General features: G+C 71.9%; 15 protein-coding genes and 1 tRNA gene. 10 read left to right on the forward strand and 6 right to left on the reverse strand.

Going from position 1 to position 15,801, the window contains the following annotated elements; translation table 11 throughout:
- Nucleotides 1-99: 99 nt before the first annotated feature.
- Nucleotides 100-171, forward strand: a tRNA-Gly gene (locus ACO0E1_RS08855).
- A gap of 84 nt (nt 172-255) precedes the next feature.
- Here ACO0E1_RS08855 and ACO0E1_RS08860 read toward each other — a convergent pair.
- From ACO0E1_RS08860 to ACO0E1_RS08870, 3 genes are read right to left on the reverse strand one after another with little or no spacing between them, the layout of a single operon-like run.
- Nucleotides 256-504: a DUF6510 family protein gene (locus ACO0E1_RS08860; RefSeq protein ID WP_422873858.1), complete on the reverse strand. Its 249-nt coding sequence runs from the start codon at nt 502-504 to the stop codon at nt 256-258.
- Nucleotides 501-1,295 carry an FAD-binding oxidoreductase gene (locus tag ACO0E1_RS08865; protein ID WP_422873859.1) on the reverse strand — a complete coding sequence of 265 codons (795 nt, stop codon included), beginning with the start codon at nt 1,293-1,295 and terminating at the stop codon, nt 501-503. The genes ACO0E1_RS08860 and ACO0E1_RS08865 overlap by 4 nt, the downstream gene beginning before the upstream one ends.
- Complete coding sequence (locus tag ACO0E1_RS08870; RefSeq protein ID WP_422873860.1) at nt 1,292-1,882, reverse strand: molybdopterin-dependent oxidoreductase; 591 nt, start codon at nt 1,880-1,882, stop codon at nt 1,292-1,294. The genes ACO0E1_RS08865 and ACO0E1_RS08870 overlap by 4 nt, the downstream gene beginning before the upstream one ends.
- A gap of 215 nt (nt 1,883-2,097) precedes the next feature.
- Between ACO0E1_RS08870 and ACO0E1_RS08875 the strand changes: the two genes are divergently transcribed.
- The 9 genes from ACO0E1_RS08875 to phoA all read left to right on the forward strand — a co-directional run bounded on the left by ACO0E1_RS08875 (nt 2,098) and on the right by phoA (nt 13,058).
- On the forward strand, nt 2,098-3,711 hold the full coding sequence (locus ACO0E1_RS08875; protein ID WP_422873861.1) for an ABC transporter substrate-binding protein: 1,614 nt from the start codon (nt 2,098-2,100) through the stop codon (nt 3,709-3,711).
- Nucleotides 3,708-4,742: an ABC transporter permease gene (locus ACO0E1_RS08880; protein WP_422873862.1), complete on the forward strand. Its 1,035-nt coding sequence runs from the start codon at nt 3,708-3,710 to the stop codon at nt 4,740-4,742. The genes ACO0E1_RS08875 and ACO0E1_RS08880 overlap by 4 nt, the downstream gene beginning before the upstream one ends.
- Nucleotides 4,739-5,620, forward strand: coding sequence for an ABC transporter permease (locus ACO0E1_RS08885; RefSeq protein ID WP_422873863.1), 882 nt, complete (start codon nt 4,739-4,741; stop codon nt 5,618-5,620). The genes ACO0E1_RS08880 and ACO0E1_RS08885 overlap by 4 nt, the downstream gene beginning before the upstream one ends.
- On the forward strand, nt 5,617-7,443 hold the full coding sequence (locus tag ACO0E1_RS08890; RefSeq protein ID WP_422873864.1) for a dipeptide ABC transporter ATP-binding protein: 1,827 nt from the start codon (nt 5,617-5,619) through the stop codon (nt 7,441-7,443). Before ACO0E1_RS08885 ends, ACO0E1_RS08890 begins: the two co-directional genes overlap by 4 nt.
- Nucleotides 7,440-9,488, forward strand: coding sequence for a CocE/NonD family hydrolase (locus ACO0E1_RS08895; RefSeq protein WP_422873865.1), 2,049 nt, complete (start codon nt 7,440-7,442; stop codon nt 9,486-9,488). The genes ACO0E1_RS08890 and ACO0E1_RS08895 overlap by 4 nt, the downstream gene beginning before the upstream one ends.
- Nucleotides 9,485-10,141 (forward strand): TetR/AcrR family transcriptional regulator, encoded by a 657-nt coding sequence (locus ACO0E1_RS08900; protein WP_422873866.1) that lies wholly within the window; start codon nt 9,485-9,487, stop codon nt 10,139-10,141. Before ACO0E1_RS08895 ends, ACO0E1_RS08900 begins: the two co-directional genes overlap by 4 nt.
- A 22-nt stretch (nt 10,142-10,163) precedes the next feature.
- Nucleotides 10,164-10,586: an SIP domain-containing protein gene (locus ACO0E1_RS08905; RefSeq protein ID WP_422873867.1), complete on the forward strand. Its 423-nt coding sequence runs from the start codon at nt 10,164-10,166 to the stop codon at nt 10,584-10,586.
- Between the two features lie 110 nt (nt 10,587-10,696).
- The gene (locus ACO0E1_RS08910) at nt 10,697-11,194 is read left to right on the forward strand and encodes a Dps family protein (protein ID WP_281264520.1); all 498 of its coding nucleotides are present in this window, start codon (nt 10,697-10,699) and stop codon (nt 11,192-11,194) included.
- Nucleotides 11,195-11,366: 172 nt separating this feature from the next.
- Nucleotides 11,367-13,058, forward strand: coding sequence for an alkaline phosphatase (gene phoA, locus ACO0E1_RS08915; protein WP_422873868.1), 1,692 nt, complete (start codon nt 11,367-11,369; stop codon nt 13,056-13,058).
- Nucleotides 13,059-13,096: 38 nt separating this feature from the next.
- Here phoA and ACO0E1_RS08920 read toward each other — a convergent pair whose 3' ends face one another.
- From ACO0E1_RS08920 to ACO0E1_RS08930, 3 genes are read right to left on the reverse strand one after another with little or no spacing between them, the layout of a single operon-like run.
- A complete protein-coding gene (locus ACO0E1_RS08920) occupies nt 13,097-13,744 on the reverse strand; it encodes a response regulator (RefSeq protein ID WP_479723422.1) in 648 nt (215 codons plus the stop codon).
- Between the two features lie 8 nt (nt 13,745-13,752).
- On the reverse strand, nt 13,753-14,988 hold the full coding sequence (locus tag ACO0E1_RS08925) for a sensor histidine kinase (RefSeq protein WP_422873870.1): 1,236 nt from the start codon (nt 14,986-14,988) through the stop codon (nt 13,753-13,755).
- Entirely contained in the window at nt 14,985-15,764 is a 780-nt protein-coding gene (locus tag ACO0E1_RS08930) for a DedA family protein (RefSeq protein ID WP_422873871.1), read from the reverse strand. Before ACO0E1_RS08930 ends, ACO0E1_RS08925 begins: the two co-directional genes overlap by 4 nt.
- Nucleotides 15,765-15,801 lie beyond the last annotated feature (37 nt).

A 15,801-nucleotide genomic window follows, 5' to 3' on the forward strand; every position in this document is an offset into this window, starting at 1 on the left:
CCCCCACCCAACACGGACACGCCCGGTTCTGGCCGGGAGTCAGGCGGAACGCGCAGAGACGGGTATGGTGGACTCTGCGCGACCGTCGAGTCGTGCAATGCGGATGTGGCGCAGTGGTAGCGCATCACCTTGCCAAGGTGAGGGTCGCGAGTTCGAATCTCGTCATCCGCTCGGGCATCGCCGGCTCCACCCGGCCCCCGGGAAACCCCGACCTCGGTCGGGGTTTTCTGGTTCCGGGACGAGCAACACCGCGAGTCAGAGTGTCACCGCTCGGATCCCTGGGAGCCCGACCAGTCGTCGGGAACCGACGAGGACGACCGTGACCAGTACCGTGCCGCACCCGTTGCACCGTGCGACGGAGCCCATCGCACTCCGGTGCACGCGTGCCACGCCGAGTGCGTCGGAGGAACCGCACCCCACACACCGGAGCGTGGCGGACGTCGGGTCCGGTCCGAGGACCTCCGCCAGGTCGCCGGCGAGGGCGTTGCCGTCGAGGATCGTCATCCGTTCCCTCCGAACCGCTCCGCTCGGACGTCCCCGGTGTCGTGCCCGAGTTCTCCGAGCCACCGGAGGACCTGTTCGACGAAGGGCGTCGATCCACACACGTACACGAGCGCACCGGCATCCGGTGGGAGGACCGCGGCACCGAGTGCGTCCCGCGTGAGACGACCGACCGGTGCCGAGGAGCCGTCGGGTGCGCGGCGGCTGTACACGATCGTGACCTCGAGGGGAGCTGACCCGGTCGCGGCTTCCGACAGCTCGGACCGGAAGAAGACGTCCTCGGGGGTCCGCACGGCGTAGAGCAGCCGGAACGGTGCGGGATCGGCGGCGTCGGCGTGCGCGGACACCATGGCGACGAGCGGCACGATCCCGGATCCGCCCGCGATGAGCTGGACCGGGCGCGATGCCGAGGACGCCGATGTGTCCGGATGCCAGACGAACCACCCGCCGAGCGGCCCGTGCACCTCGAGCGCGTCCCCGACCTCGACGGCGTCGACGAGGAACGGGGACACCTCGCCGTCATCGACACGATCGACCGCCAGTGTCACGCGGGTGCCCGAACCGCTGGACGCGATCGAGTACGAGCGGGTGGCCTGGTAGCCGTCCTCGGCGGTGAGCCGGAGGTCGAGGTGCTGTCCGGCGTCGTTGCCGGGCCAGGTCGGGACGTCGAGGACGATCCGGCGCGCGGTCGGGGTCTCCGCCCGGACGGACGCGACGGTGGCGTCGTGCCAGGCCGGCCGTCTGCGGGAGGCGGGCGGCGCGGCCGTGCCGACCCGTGCCTCCAGGCCGCTCACCAGTACCGCTCTTCCTTCCACGGATCCCCGTGCAGGTGGTAGCCCGCGTTCTCCCAGAACCCGGGCTCGTCGGCGGACTGCATCACGATCCCGCGCACCCACTTCGCGCTCTTCCAGAAGTACAGGTGCGGGACGAGCAGCCGCGCCGGCCCGCCGTGCTCGGGCTCGAGCGGCGCACCGTCCGCCTCGAACGCGATCCAGGCCTGCCCGTCGAGGAGCTCGTCGAGCGGCACGTTCGTCGTGTAGCCGCCGAAGCTGTGCACCATGCAGAAGTCGAGCGACGTCTCGACCTGGTCGAACAGTCGGTCGAGGGGCACCCCGCGCCACGGCATGTCGAGCTTCGTCCAGTGCGTGACGCAGTGGATGTCGACCGTGACGTCCTCGACCCCGAGCGCCTGCACCTCGTCCCAGGTCCACTCGTGCAGGGCGGTCTCGGTCCGGATCGAGAAGGTCCAGTCCGTGGGGGGGACGTCCGGGGTGTCACCGGCAGACAGCACGGGCCAGTCGCGCACCAGGGTCTGACCCGGTGGCAACCGACCGTCGTCGTCGCGCCGTCGTCCGCCGAACCCGCGTGTGAAGGTCGCCATCGATGCTCCTCGCCTCGTCACGATCCTGGCCCCGGAAGCACTGCCGTGTGTAACGGGTTCGTAAACGTTCGGCCGCACCCCGATCCCAGCCGCATCCGCGGCGCTGTGCGGGACGCCGGGTCGCAGGCGCCATCCGCGGCGGCGTCACACGGTTGGCGCGAGCGCGGAATGCCTCTATCGTTCACCGGAACGATTACCAGGAGGGGTCACCCCGAATGCCACCCATCGTCCAACCCGAAGACGGCCGCGCGCCGGCGGACCGTCGCCCGAGCCGCCGCGCGCTCCTCACCGGCGCCGCCGGTCTCGCCGGCCTCGGCCTGCTCACCCTGACCGGATGCAGCTCCGGAGCGAGCGCCGGAACGGTCGGCATCCCGGAGCAGGCCGCGACCGGCACCGCCCGGCGAGGCGGCCGTCTCCGCATCGCCCGCCCCGCCGCTTCCGCAGCCGAGACCCTCGACTCCGCGAGCTCCCTCTCCGCGTACGAGTACCTCGGCGCGCTCTACAACCGGCTCGTGAAGCTCGACGAGTCCGGGGAGACCGTGCCCGACCTGGCGCGGGAGTGGTCCGCGAACGTCGACGGCACCGTGTGGACGTTCCACCTCCGTCATGATGTCCGGTTCCACGACGGGTCCCGGTTCGGCGCCGACGACGCGATCGCCAGCATCCGACACATCCTCGACGAGAAGACCGGATCCCCGCAGGCCGGCGTGCTCGGCGAGGTGATGGACGCGAACTCGATGCGCGCGGTCGACCGGTACACGCTGCGGTTCGACCTGACAAAGCCGAACGCCGAGTTCCCGTCGCTCCTGACCGCGTACCAGTGCTACATCGTCCCGGCGTCGGCCGTGGGGACGATCGGCAGCACCGGGATCGGTACCGGGCCCTTCAAGCTGTCCTCGTTCACCCCGGCCGGAGCCGGCAGCGTCGAGGCGTTCGACGACCACTTCGCGGGTCGTCCGGCACTCGACGGGATCGACTTCTTCTCGATCCAGGACACCACCGCGCGGGTGAACGCGCTGCTCGCCGGACAGATCGACCTCATCTCGCAGACGAACCTCGACTTCGCCACCGCCCGTGTGGTCGCGGCATCGGACCGGGCGACGGTCGCGCGCTCCGTGAACGCGCAGTGGTACACGATCCCGATGCTCGCCACGAGCACCGAGTTCAAGGACCCGACGGTGCGCCAGGCGATGAAGCTCGCCTACGACCCGAAGCGGATCGTCGAGACCGCCCTGCAGGGCACCGGCTCGCCCGGCTGGGACAACCCGGTCCCTCCGCAGCTCGCCGCGTTCCTCGACGAACCGCGCGAGTACGACCCGGACAAGGCCAGGAGCCTGCTGAAGCAGGCCGACCGGGAGGGTCTGCGCGCGTCGATCTACACGTCCAGCTACGAGTCGGTCTTCACACCGCTCGCGGTCGCGTACCGCGACCAGGTCGCGGAGGCCGGCATCGACCTGACGGTCCGGAACGCCTCCTCGGACTCCTACTACACGCAGATCTGGATGCAGAAGCCGCTCATGGTGAGCTACTGGTTCACCGGTCGGCCGATCGACCAGCTGCTGAACCAGATCTTCCGCTCCGGGTCGTCGTACAACGAGAGCGCGTGGTCGAACGGCTCGTTCGACCAGCTCCTCGACGAGGCGCGTGCCGAGATGGACGACGCCAAGCGGAAGACGCTGTACCAGGACGCCCAACGACTCGTCGTAGCCGACGGTGCCGACATGACCCCGATGTTCGGCGACCGCCTGGTGGGGTTGTCCCGTGACGTCGTGAACTACTCGGAGTTCGGCTTCGAGTTCGACTACCTCCGGATCGGACTGCGCCGATGAACGTCCTCCTCCCCGTCCTCCGCCGGGTCGGCATCGCCCTCCTCACGGTGGTGCTCGCCTCACTGTTCGTGTTCCTCGCCGTGCAGGCGCTCCCGGGTGACGTCGCGCAGCAGCTGCTCGGGCAGAACGCCACGCCCGAAGCGGTCAAGCAGCTCCGCGAGTCGCTCGGCCTCGACCAGAACGTCTGGCTCCGCTACGGGCAGTGGCTCGTCGGTGCGGCGCACGGCGACTTCGGCACGTCGCTCGTCAGCGGCGAGCCGGTCGCGCCGACGCTGTTCACCGCGTTCCGCAACAGCATGCTCATCGCCGTGCCCGCGATGCTCGTCGGGGTCACGCTGTCCCTGACGCTCGGTGTCGTCGCCGGCGTGCGTCGGGGTCGCCCGACGGACCGGGTCGTCTCGATCGTCAGCCTCGTCGTGATGAGCGTGCCCGAGTTCATGGTCGCGACCGTGCTCGTGCTGCTCTTCGCGATCGGCATCCCGCTCTTCCCGGCCGTCGTCCTGCGCGGCAGCGACGCCACCGTGGCCGAACTGCTGCCGACGATCTGGCTCCCGATCATCGTGCTCACCCTCGCGATGGCCGCGTACATCGTCCGCACCGCACGGTCCTCGACGATCGACGTGATGGCGTCGGAGTTCGTCACGACCGCCGAGCTCAAGGGCCTGCCGATGCGCCGGGTGGTGTGGAAGCACGCGGTCCCGAGCGCGCTGCTGCCGACGCTCAACGTCGTCGCGCTGAACGTGGCGTGGCTGCTCGGCGGTGTGGTCGTCGTCGAGAACGTCTTCAACTACCCGGGCATGGGCAAGCTCATGCTCGAGTCGGTGTTCAACCGGGACCTGCCCACCATCGAGGCGATCGCGCTCCTCAGCGCCGTGATCTACGTCGTCTGCAACCTCGCCGCCGACCTGGTCGCGCTCGCGCTCGACCCGAAGCTCCGCACCCGGCAGCGACGGACGCGGATCCGACCGGCGAGCAGACGGCGCACGGCGACCGGCACCGCAGCGACGACCGAACGGAAGGCCACCGCATGACCGCCATCGCCCCGCGCTCGCGCAGCGTGATCGGCGCCGCCGTCGCGCCGCTCCGCAGCTCCACCGCACTCGCCGTCGGCCTCGGGCTGATCGCGCTGCACCTCGTCCTCGCGGTGCTGGCACCCGTCATCGGCGTGCACGACCCCGTCGCGACCGACTCGACGAACGTCCTCGCCGGTCCGGAGTGGACGCACTGGCTCGGGACCGACCAGTACGGCCGGGACATCCTGTCCCGCACGCTGAACGGCGGTCGGTACGCCCTGCTCGTCACGTTCCTCGCGACCACGATCGCCGTCGCCGTCGGGACGTTCCTCGGCGCGGTCACCGCCTACGCGGACAACTGGTTCGACGAGGTCGTCATGCGGGTCGTCGACGCACTGCTCAGCGTGCCCTCGATCCTGGCGCTGCTCGTCGTCGTCACGGTCTTCGACGCCGGCCTGTGGGTGATCGTGCTCGCCGTGACCATCGTCTACGCTCCAGCGGTCACCCGGGTGGTCCGCGGTGCCGCACGGACCGTGATCACGCAGGACTACGTCACCGCGGCCCGCGCCCGCGGCGAGAAGCCCCTGTCGATCGTGTTCCGCGAGATCCTGCCGAACGTGCTCGACGTCGTGCTCGTCGAGTACGCCATGCGGGCATCGTGGATCGTGCTCCTCGTGGCGTCGCTGTCCTTCCTCGGGTTCGGTGCGAACCCGCCGACGCCCGACTGGGGGCTCATGGTGCAGGAGAACCGCACCGCACTGACCGTCGTGCCGCTCGGGACGCTGGCGCCGATCGTGGCCCTGGCGACGCTCGTGATCGGCCTCAACCTCGCTGCGGACGGGCTGAGCAAGTCGCTCGGGGTCGACCGCGCCACGCAGGGAGCAACGAGCGCATGACCGTCATCGACACGACCACCACCCAGGCCGTCCGCGTCGACGACCTCGCCATCTCCTACGCCGCCGGTCGCACCTGGGTCCCGGTCGTCCGGGGCGTCTCGTTCACGATCGACGCCGGCCGGACGCTCGGCCTCGTGGGGGAGTCCGGCAGCGGCAAGTCCACCGTGGCCAGGACGCTCCTCGCCCACCTCCGCACCGGGTCGACCATCGTCGGCGGGACGGTCACGGTCGCCCAGCAGGACGTCTTCGCCCTGTCGCCCGCCGAGACCAGGGCGCTCCGCGGCGGCACCGCGTCCGTCGTCGCGCAGAACGCGGGCCAGGCGCTCACGCCGTCGATGCGGATCGGGGAGCAGATCCGCGAGGCCCTGCGCGCCCACGGCGAGCCGGACGGCCCCGAGCGGGTCGCCGAACTGGTCCGACTCGTCCGGCTGCCCGACCCGGACACGATCGTCCGTCGATACCCGCACCAGCTCTCGGGCGGCCAGCAGCAGCGCGTCGCCATCGCCATGGCCGTCGCCGCGCGACCGCGCGTGCTCGTCCTCGACGAGCCGACCACCGCGCTCGACGTGGTCACGCAGGCGGCGGTCCTCGACCTCGTCGCGGACCTCGGCCGGGAGCTCGGGATGGCCGTCCTCCTGGTCAGCCACGACCTCGGGGTGGTGTCGGCGATGGCCGACGATCTCGCCGTGATGCGGCACGGCGAGATCGTCGAGCACCGCGCGACCGCCGACCTCTTCGCCGACCCGCAACACGAGTACACGCGGGCGCTGTTGGCCGCGGTGCCGGACGGGACCCGGTCGAACAGGACACGGTCTGGGCCCACGTCGCCGGTTCCGGATCGACGCGCCAGCGGCGAGACGGCCGTGCCGATGGGGAGAGGCTCGGGCCGCGACGGTCTGGAGTCGACCGTCCCGGGGACGGTCGGCTCCACTGCCACGCCCACCGTGCCTCCCGTCCGTCCCGTCGTCACCGCACGGGACCTGGTGGTCCGGTACGGGCGCGGCCTGCCGGCCGCGGTCGACGGCGTCTCCTTCGAGATCGCAGCGCACGAGACCCTCGCCGTCGTCGGTGAGTCCGGCAGCGGCAAGTCGACGCTCGCGACGGCACTGGCCGGGCTGGTGCCCGCCGAGTCCGGCAGCTTCGACTACACGGACGACACGGTGACGGGTGACCTCCGCGAGCCCGTCGCCGGCCGGTCCGCCGAGCTCCGTCGCGCCGTGCAGCTGGTGTTCCAGAACGCCGACACCTCGCTCAACCCGCGTCGGACCGTCGGTGCCGCGATCGCCAGGCCGCTGCGGCTCTTCACCGGCTCGTCCTCGCGCGAGCGTGTCGCCGAGCTCCTCACGCAGGTCGGCCTGGGACCGGAGTTCGCGAACCGTCTGCCGGCACAGCTGTCCGGCGGCCAGCGCCAGCGCGTCGGCATCGCACGGGCCCTCGCCGCCGGGCCGCGACTCGTGATCGCCGACGAGATCACCACGGCGCTCGACGTGCAGGTCCAGGCCGGGATCCTGTCGCTGCTGGCCGACCTGCAGCGCGAGAACGGGCTGAGCTGCCTGTTCATCAGCCACGACCTCGCCGTGGTGCGGGGTGTCGCCGACCGCGTCGCGGTGATGACCGGCGGCCGCATCGTGGAGATCGGCCCGACCGAGCGGGTGTTCACCGGCCCGAACCACCCGTACACGAGCACACTGCTCGCGGCCACGCTCGAGCCGGGCGTGACCACGCTGCCGGAGGTCGACGACGGCGTGCAGCACTGGCGACACGTCGACGGCTGGACCGACCACGGCGACGGACACCGGATCAGGAACTGGGAGGACGCATGACGGACGGGCTGACGGCGATCGGGGTGCCGACCGGACTACCGGACGGGGTCACCGTCCGCGACGAGTGGATCCCAATGCCGGACGGCGTACGGCTGCACACCCGGATCTGGGCCCCCGCCGACGCGTCCGCCGATGCCCGGGTGCCGGTGCTGCTGGAGTACCTGCCGTACCGGCTCGACGACTGGACGGCGCCGCGGGACTCCGAGCGGCACCCCTGGTACGCGGCGAACGGGTACGCGTCGGTCCGCGTCGACATCCGCGGGACCGGGTCGTCGGACGGGTTCTTCGACGACGAGTACAGCGAGCAGGAGCTGCGCGACGGAGAGGCCGTGATCGCGTGGCTCGCCGCGCAGGAGTGGTCGACGGGCGCGGTCGGGATGTTCGGCATCTCGTGGGGCGGGTTCAACGCCCTGCAGCTCGCGGCCAGGGCACCGGCGGCGCTCAAGGCCATCGTCACGGTGTGCTCGACGGACGACCGCTACGACAACGACGTGCACTACGTCGGCGGCGCGGTGCTCGGGATCGACATGACGGCGTGGGGCGCGACGATGTTCGCGTTCAACTCCCGTCCGCCGCGGCCCGAGGTCGTCGGCCCGTCGTGGGTCGCGCGCTGGAAGGAGCGGCTCGACGCGAACCGGCCGATGACGCCGGTGTGGCTGTCGCACCAGTCCCGTGACGACTACTGGCGGCACGGCAGCGCGGCGGAGGACTACGGGAACATCGGCGCAGCGGTCCTCGCCGTCGGCGGCTGGGCGGATCCGTACCGGGACGCCGTCCTCCGCCTGGTCGAGCATGTCGACGCCCCGGTCAAGGGGATCGTCGGACCGTGGTCGCACCAGTACCCGGACCGCGGTCTCGCGCCGGGGCCGTCGATCGGGTTCCTGCAGGAGACCCTGCGGTGGTGGGACCGGTGGCTCAAGGGCGTCGACACGGGGGTCGAGGCCGATCCGGCACTCCGCGCGTGGATCAACGACCCGGAACCGCCCGCGACGTACTACGCGTCGCGGACAGGGCGGTGGGTCGGGGCGGCCTCGTGGCCGTCGACCGCGACCGAGTCCGTGTCACACGCGCTCGACACCCTGCGCGGCGGCCGTGACGGCGACGTCGTGGTCGCCTCCCCGCAGGAGACCGGCACGGACGCCGGACGGTTCTTCCCGTTCGGCAACGCGACCGACCTGCCACCGGACCAGCGCGCCGAGGACGGCCGCTCGATGTGCTTCGACCTGGACGTCGACGAGTCGTTCGACCTGCTCGGCAACGTCCTCGTCGGCCTCGCCGTCACGAGCGACCAGCCCCGCGCGACCGTCACCGTGCGGCTGTGCGACGTCGCCCCCGACGGCAGCTCGACGCTCGTCACCCGTGGTGTGCTGAACGCCGCCCGCCGGCACGGCATGGACCGGTCCGACCCGCTCGAGCCGGGAGTGCGCACCGAGCTGCCCGTCCGGTTGGTGTCCACCGGGCACCGCTTCGTCGCCGGACACCGACTCCGGGTCGCCGTGTCGACGTCCTACTGGCCGTGGGTGTGGCCGCACGGAACGGCAGCGACCCTCGTGCTCGACCCGTCCCGGAGCTCGGTGACCCTGCCGGTGTGGACCCGGTCGGACGACGACGACATCCGCTTCGCGGAGCCCGAACGGTCGACCCCGCTCGCGATCACCCGGGTGGAGCCGAGCGACCCGCTCCCGCAGCGCACCGTCACCCACGACGTGGAGACCGGCACGTGGACGCTCGACGTCGATCCCGGGTACGGCGGCGGCCGGGTCTACCCGGACGGACTGGTGTTCAGCGAGGACGCGCGCGAGACGTACCGGATCCGGTCGGACGACCCGACCTCGGCCACCGCGGACTCGCGCTGGGCGATCGGACTCGAGCACACCGACTGGGCCGCACGCCTGGAGACGACGTCGCACGTGGCGGCGGACGCCGGGTCGTTCAACCTCGTCAACACCGTCCGCGCATGGGCACGCGATGGCGCAGCCGGGACCGAGGAACAGCTCGTCGCCGAGCACACGTTCCGTGACGAGGTGCCGAGGACGTCCGCGTGAGCGCCGAGCAGCAGGTACCGGACCCGGCGCATCCGAAGCCACGGGCACGCCAGCGCCCCGAGGTCCGCCGCGCGATGATCGTCCTCGCGGCGCGCAGCGTCATCGTCCGCAACGGTCTCGGCGCGACCGGCCTCCGCGACATCGCGGCAGAGGCGGGTGTCTCCGTCGGGACCGTGACCTACCACTTCGGCAGCGTCGCGGAGATCCTGAACGAGGTCGTCGTGCTCGAGACCGAGCGCTTCTACGGCGCGATCGTCGCCGCCGTCGACGCGGAACCCGACCCGGTGACGGCGCTGCGGATGCTCGTCGAGCCGTTGTTCGACGACAGCGAGGAGGTCCGGCAGCACTGGCGGATCTGGTCCGACTACTGGACCGCCGTCGCCCGTCGGCCGGAGGTCGCCGAGGAGTACGCGGAACGGATCCGGGTCTGGGAGTCCTGCCTGGTCCGGGTGATCCGCCGCGGGATCGACGGGGGGACCTTCGACGTGGCGTCGGACGGCATCGACCCCTCGGTCGTCGCGCTCAAGCTCGCCGCGTACAGCGACGGTGTGGCGACGCAGATCGCACAGAACGCCCCGGGGCTGACCAACGCGGTGGCGCTCACCTGGATGTGGGAGTTCCTCGCACAGCACCTCGGGGTTGTACTGAGGTAAGGCTTGCCTTACCGTTGGGTCCATGGCCAGGACCCGTCGACAGCCCAGCGAGCGCATCCTCATCGCGGGGAGCTCCGACGACCTCGTCGAGATCCACCGCCTGCTGCTCGACCTCCCCGAGAACGCGTACGGCCAGGTCTTCGTCGAGGTCGCCCTCGACGAGCAGGTCCGCTTCCTCCCGGCGCCCCCGCGGGTGACGGTCACGTGGCTGGTCCGCAGCGCCCGCGCGTCCGCCGTCGCCCCGCTGGTCTTCGCCGACCACGGGGAGGCCCTCGCCGCGGCCGTCATCGGCTGGGCCGCCGAGTGGTGCGTCGCCGACTGCGAGCCGCGGACGACGGTCTGGATCGGCTGCGCGGACAGCCCGTGGGTCGAGCAGACCCGTGCAGCGGTGCAGCTCGAACTGACCGACGCCGGCCAGCAGGTCCAGGTGGAGTACGGCGGGTAAGGTCAGCCTGTGCTTCCTTGCGCCGTTCAAGAAAGCGGAGCAAGGTTGTCCCATCGGCGGGACCGGAGCACGAGATCCGGTCGCGCCCACGAGGTAGGAGGAAGCAGCACATGACCACGAGCACGACCACCCCGAACACCACGTCCCCGTTCTCGACGACGCCGGAGCTCGCAGCCGGTGTCGCACAGTTCCTCGCCCCGGTCGTCATCGACCTCGAGGCGCTCGTCGTCAACGGCAAGCAGGCGCACTGGCACGTGCGCGGCCGGAACTTCGTCGGTGTCCACGAGCTGCTCGACGACATCGTCGCCCACGCGCAGGAGTACGCCGACCTCGCCGCGGAGCGCATCGTCGCCCTCGGGCTGCCGGTCGACTCGCGCATCGCGACCGTCGCCGCGAACACCACGATCCCGGCGCTGTCCGAGGGCTTCCAGAACTCCGACGTCACCATCACCGAGGTCATCGCCGACATCGACGCCGCGCTCGCGCAGGTCCGTCGTGCGGTCGAGGGACTCGACGAGGTCGACCTCAACAGCCAGGACGTCGTCATCGAGATCGAGCGCGGTCTGACCAAGGACCGCTGGTTCCTGCAGGCGCACCTCGCGGCCTGAGACCCAGCGATCTCCCGGACGGGAGGCCCGGTGCCGGCTGGCACCGGGCCTCCCGTCATGCGTGTGGTCCCGTCCCGTTCACGCACCGGACCCCGCCGGTTCACCCGCCTGTACCCCCGTACAGCCATCCTCGGATGGCACCCGTTCGGGGCGCATGACGAGGGGAACCGACATGGAACAGCACACACCGAAGCGCCGTCGGCGCGCGGCACTCGCGATCGGGGCCGTCGTCGTCGCCGCCGCGATCGCGCTTCCCGGCACCGCCGAGGCCGTCAGCCAACTCGCGCTCGACCAGCACGGTGGGGCACAACGAGCAGCGGGCGACCAGACCCAGGCCGTCCGGCAGGCGATCAAGAACGCGAACGCGAAGAACGTGATCCTGCTCATCGGCGACGGGATGGGCGACTCCGAGATCACGGTCGCGCGCAACTACGAGTACGGCGCCGCCGGTCGCCTGCCCGGGCTCGACGCGCTCCCGCTGACGGGGTCGTACACGACGTACTCGCTCGTGAAGGACGGTGCGGACAAGGGCAAGCCCGACTACGTCACCGACTCGGCGGCATCCGGCAGCGCCTGGGCGACCGGCACCAAGACCTACGACGGCGCGATCTCGGTCGACATCGACGGTGCACCGCAGCAGACCCTCCTCGAGCTGGCGAAGGCGAACGGCCTGCGCACCGGCAACGTCTCGACGGCGGAGATCCAGGACGCCACCCCTGCGGTGCAGGTCGCCCACGTCGGCGCCCGGAGCTGCTACGGACCGGACACCGCGTCGTGCGGGTCGGACGCGCTGCAGAACGGCGGGCTCGGGTCGATCAGCGAGCAGCTGCTGAACGCCCGTCCCGACGTCACGCTCGGCGGTGGCTCGGCGAGCTTCACCCAGACGGCCAAGGCCGGGCAGTACGCGGGCAAGACGCTCTTCGACCAGGCAGGTGCACGCGGCTACCAGGTGGTCGACGACGCCGCCGGGCTCGCCGGTGTGCGGAAGGCCGACCAGAAGCAGCCGCTGCTCGGTCTCTTCACGCCGGGCAACTTCCCGACCCGCTACGCGCCGACGACGGCGACGGTGGGCGGAGCCGACCAGGCACCGGTGCGCTGCACGCCGAACCCGGCGCGCCTCGACACCGGCCTCTCGCTGCAGTCGCTGACGAACAAGTCGATCGGGCTGCTGAACCGCGGCGCGTCGAACGGCAAGGGCTTCTTCCTGCAGGTCGAGGGCGCGAGCATCGACAAGCAGGACCACGCCGCCGACGCGTGCGGCCAGATCGGCGAGACGATCGACTTCGACGAGGCCGTGCAGGCCGCGCTCGCGTTCGCCGAGAAGGACGGCAACACCCTCGTCATCGCGACCGCGGACCACGCGCACTCGAGCCAGATCGTCGACAACACCCCGCCGGCCTCGCTGTCCACCGCACTCGTCACGGCCGACGGCACGACGATGAAGGTCTCCTACGGCACGGCGGGCGCCGGTGCGTCCCAGCAGCACACCGGCACGCAGGTCCGGATCGCGGCCTCCGGTCCCGGCGCCGCGAACGTCGTCGGGCTCACCGACCAGAACGACACGTTCTTCACGATCTCCGACGGACTCCGGCTGAACGCCGACCTCGCCGCACTCAGCCGTGGCGCGCGGATCGACCTGTCCGTCGGGGCTCCTCGCCCGAACCAGCGGGTCGTGCTGACGGGCAGCCGGTTCGCCGGTGACCGCCAGGTGCGGGTCGCCGTCGGGTCGACCGACCTCGGCACGGTGGACGTCATCGACGGCACCGCAACCGTCTCGTGGCGGGCGACGAAGGGGTCGTCGACCGTGACCTTCACGGGCGTGCAGTCCGGCAAGCAGGCGTCGAAGCAGGTCCGCGTCCGCTGATCCCGCGGTGCGCACGGTCCGGCCTGGCCGGTGTCCGCTCAGGCGGGCCCGACCAGGCCGGACTCGTACGCCAGGACCACCGCGTGCACCCGGTCGCGGAGCTGGAGCTTCGCGAGGATCCGGCCGACGTGGGTCTTCACCGTCTGCTCGGCGATGTACAGGTCGCCGGCGATCTCGGTGTTCGACCGGCCGCGGGCGACGAGCATGAAGACGTCGCGCTCGCGGTCCGTGAGCACGTCGAGCACGTGCTCGCGGGGTGTCGACGGCGGGGGAGCGGCGACGAAGGCCTCGACGAGGTGCCGGGTCACCCGCGGCGCGAGCAGCGCGTCGCCGGCGGCCACGGTGCGGACCGCCCCGACGAGCTCGTCGGCACTGGCGTCCTTGAGCAGGAAGCCGCTCGCGCCGGCGCGGAGCGCGTCGAAGACGTAGTCGTCGATGTCGAACGTCGTCAGCATGAGGACCCGGACCGGGGTGGCGGTCGGGGCGGCGAGCAGGCGGCGGGTCGCCTCGATGCCGTCGAGCTCGGGCATGCGGACGTCCATGAGCACCACGTCCGGCCGCAGCCGGATGCCGAGCGCGACCGCCTCCACGCCGTCGCCGGCCTCGGCGACCACCTCGACGTCGTCCTGGGCCTGCAGGATGGCGCGGAGCCCCATCCGGAACATCTGCTGGTCGTCGACCACCATCACACGGATCATCGGGTCCCCCCGTCGGTGTGCACCGGGTCGTCAGCGTGCACCGGGTCGTCGGCGTGCACCGGGAGGTCCGCGACGACCCGGAACCCGCCGTCGGTCGTGGGACCGTGGTCGATCGTGCCGCCGACGGCGGTGACCCGCTCGCGCATGCCGGCGAGGCCGAAGCCACCGTCGTCCGGCGGAGCGGGCGGGACGCCCTGGACGTCGGGAGCGGCGTTGGTGACCGTTACCCGGAGACGCGAGCCGTGCCTCCCGACCGTCACGACGGTGGACGCGCCGGACGCGTGCCGGGCGACGTTGCCGAGCGCCTCCTGCACGACCCGGTACGCGGTCAGCTCGGTGAGCCGGCCGACCCCGCTGTCGTCACCGACGTCGAGCGTCACCGGGATGCCTGCCGCACGCGTCGCGGTGACCAGCGTCGGCAGGTCGACGAGCCGCGGTTGCGGCGCACGCTCCGCATCCTCGTCGCCGCGGAGCGTGCCGAGCAGCTGACGCATCTCGCGGAGCGCCGTGCGCGACGTCTCCGCGATGGCCGCGAACTCGGCTCGCGCGCCGTCCGGCAGGTCGGCCACCCGGTACGGCGCGGACTCGGCCTGCATGTGCACGACGGACATGCTGTGCGCCACGACGTCGTGCAGCTCGCGGGCGATGCGTGCGCGCTCCTCGACCGAGCGACGGCGGGCCTGCTCCGTGTCGGCGTCGCGGCGTGCTGCGTCGAGCTCGGCGCGGATCGACCGCCGCTGCCCGATCACGACCGCGGCCGCCGAGAGGATGAGCGTGTCGCCGGCGGACACGACGAAGCTCGCGGTCCAGACGTCCGCCTGGTCCCACCGGCCGGGGGAGACGGCGACGAGGACGAGCGGGATCACCGTCGCGGCGCCCCAGACGATCGCCGTGAGCCGCCAGGTGGTGCGCACACCGAGCACGACGAGGAGGACGCTCAGGCCGATGATGCCCGTGACGGGGACGGGCCATGGGCCGGCTGCGGACCCCGCGGTGAGCAACCCGAGCGCTCCGAGTGCGGCCAGGTGCAGGACGGCGGCGGTGCGCGGGACCCACGGCGCGATGCCGATCGTGAGGCTGAGGACGGCCGAGACGAGCATCGCGAGCGGGACCGGCACGTCGTAGACCACGGCCGTGACCGGCGCGGCGACGGCGAACAGGGAGCCGGCGACGACCACCAGGCCGATGCGCATCGCGAGCACCTGCCAGGCGGGTCGGGGTGCTGGGGTCACGGGCGGACGATCTCTCCGGTGGTGCTGCGGGCGGTCACGGCCCTGGTGCTGGTGGCGGTCGTGCTGGTCTCGTCCGCGGCGGACTCGTGGGCGGCCGCGCGGGTCGCGCGTCTGCGGCCGAGCCTACCGATCACGCGGTCGACGACGACACCGAGCAGCACCGCGATCGCCATCGACACGCCGGCTGCGACGAGGGGTTCGTGCAGCACGCTCGACGTTGCGAGGGCGATGCCGATGGAGGTCGCCGCCCAGGCGAAGCCGGCGATCGTGCTGATCGCGAGGAACCGCCGGTAGGGCAGCCGTGTCGCCCCCGCGGTCGTGTTGACGGCCACCCGACCGACCGGGATGTAGCGGCCGACCAGGATCAGGCTGGCGGAGCGCCGCTGCATCTGGCGCTGTGCGAAGGCGAAGGCCGCGGCGACCTTCGGCCGACGTGCATCCGCGAGCCGTGCGAGACCGACGCGCCGGCCGATCCAGTAGGCGATCGAGTCGCCCGCGACGGCACCCAGCGCCGCCGCGACGAGGACCCCGGCCAGCAGCGGGCTGCCGGTCGTGGCCGCGACGGCGGCGATCGCGACGAGGGCGGCCTCGCTGGGGACCGGTGGGAAGAACCCGTCGACCAGGCACAGGGCGAACAGCACGACGAAGACGAGCGGGCTGGCGGCGAGGTCCACCACGAGCGGGGTGAGCTGGTCGAACACGGCGGGCTCCTGTCCGTCGGCGACGCTCGCCGACGGTGTCGACGCTACGGAGCCGCCGACGCGCTGCCATCCCACTGCGGGGCCCACCGCCCCCTACCCGGGTATGACTTCC

Source organism: Curtobacterium guangdongense (genome assembly GCF_049341845.1).
GTDB classification, from domain to species: Bacteria; Actinomycetota; Actinomycetes; order Actinomycetales; family Microbacteriaceae; genus Curtobacterium; species Curtobacterium guangdongense.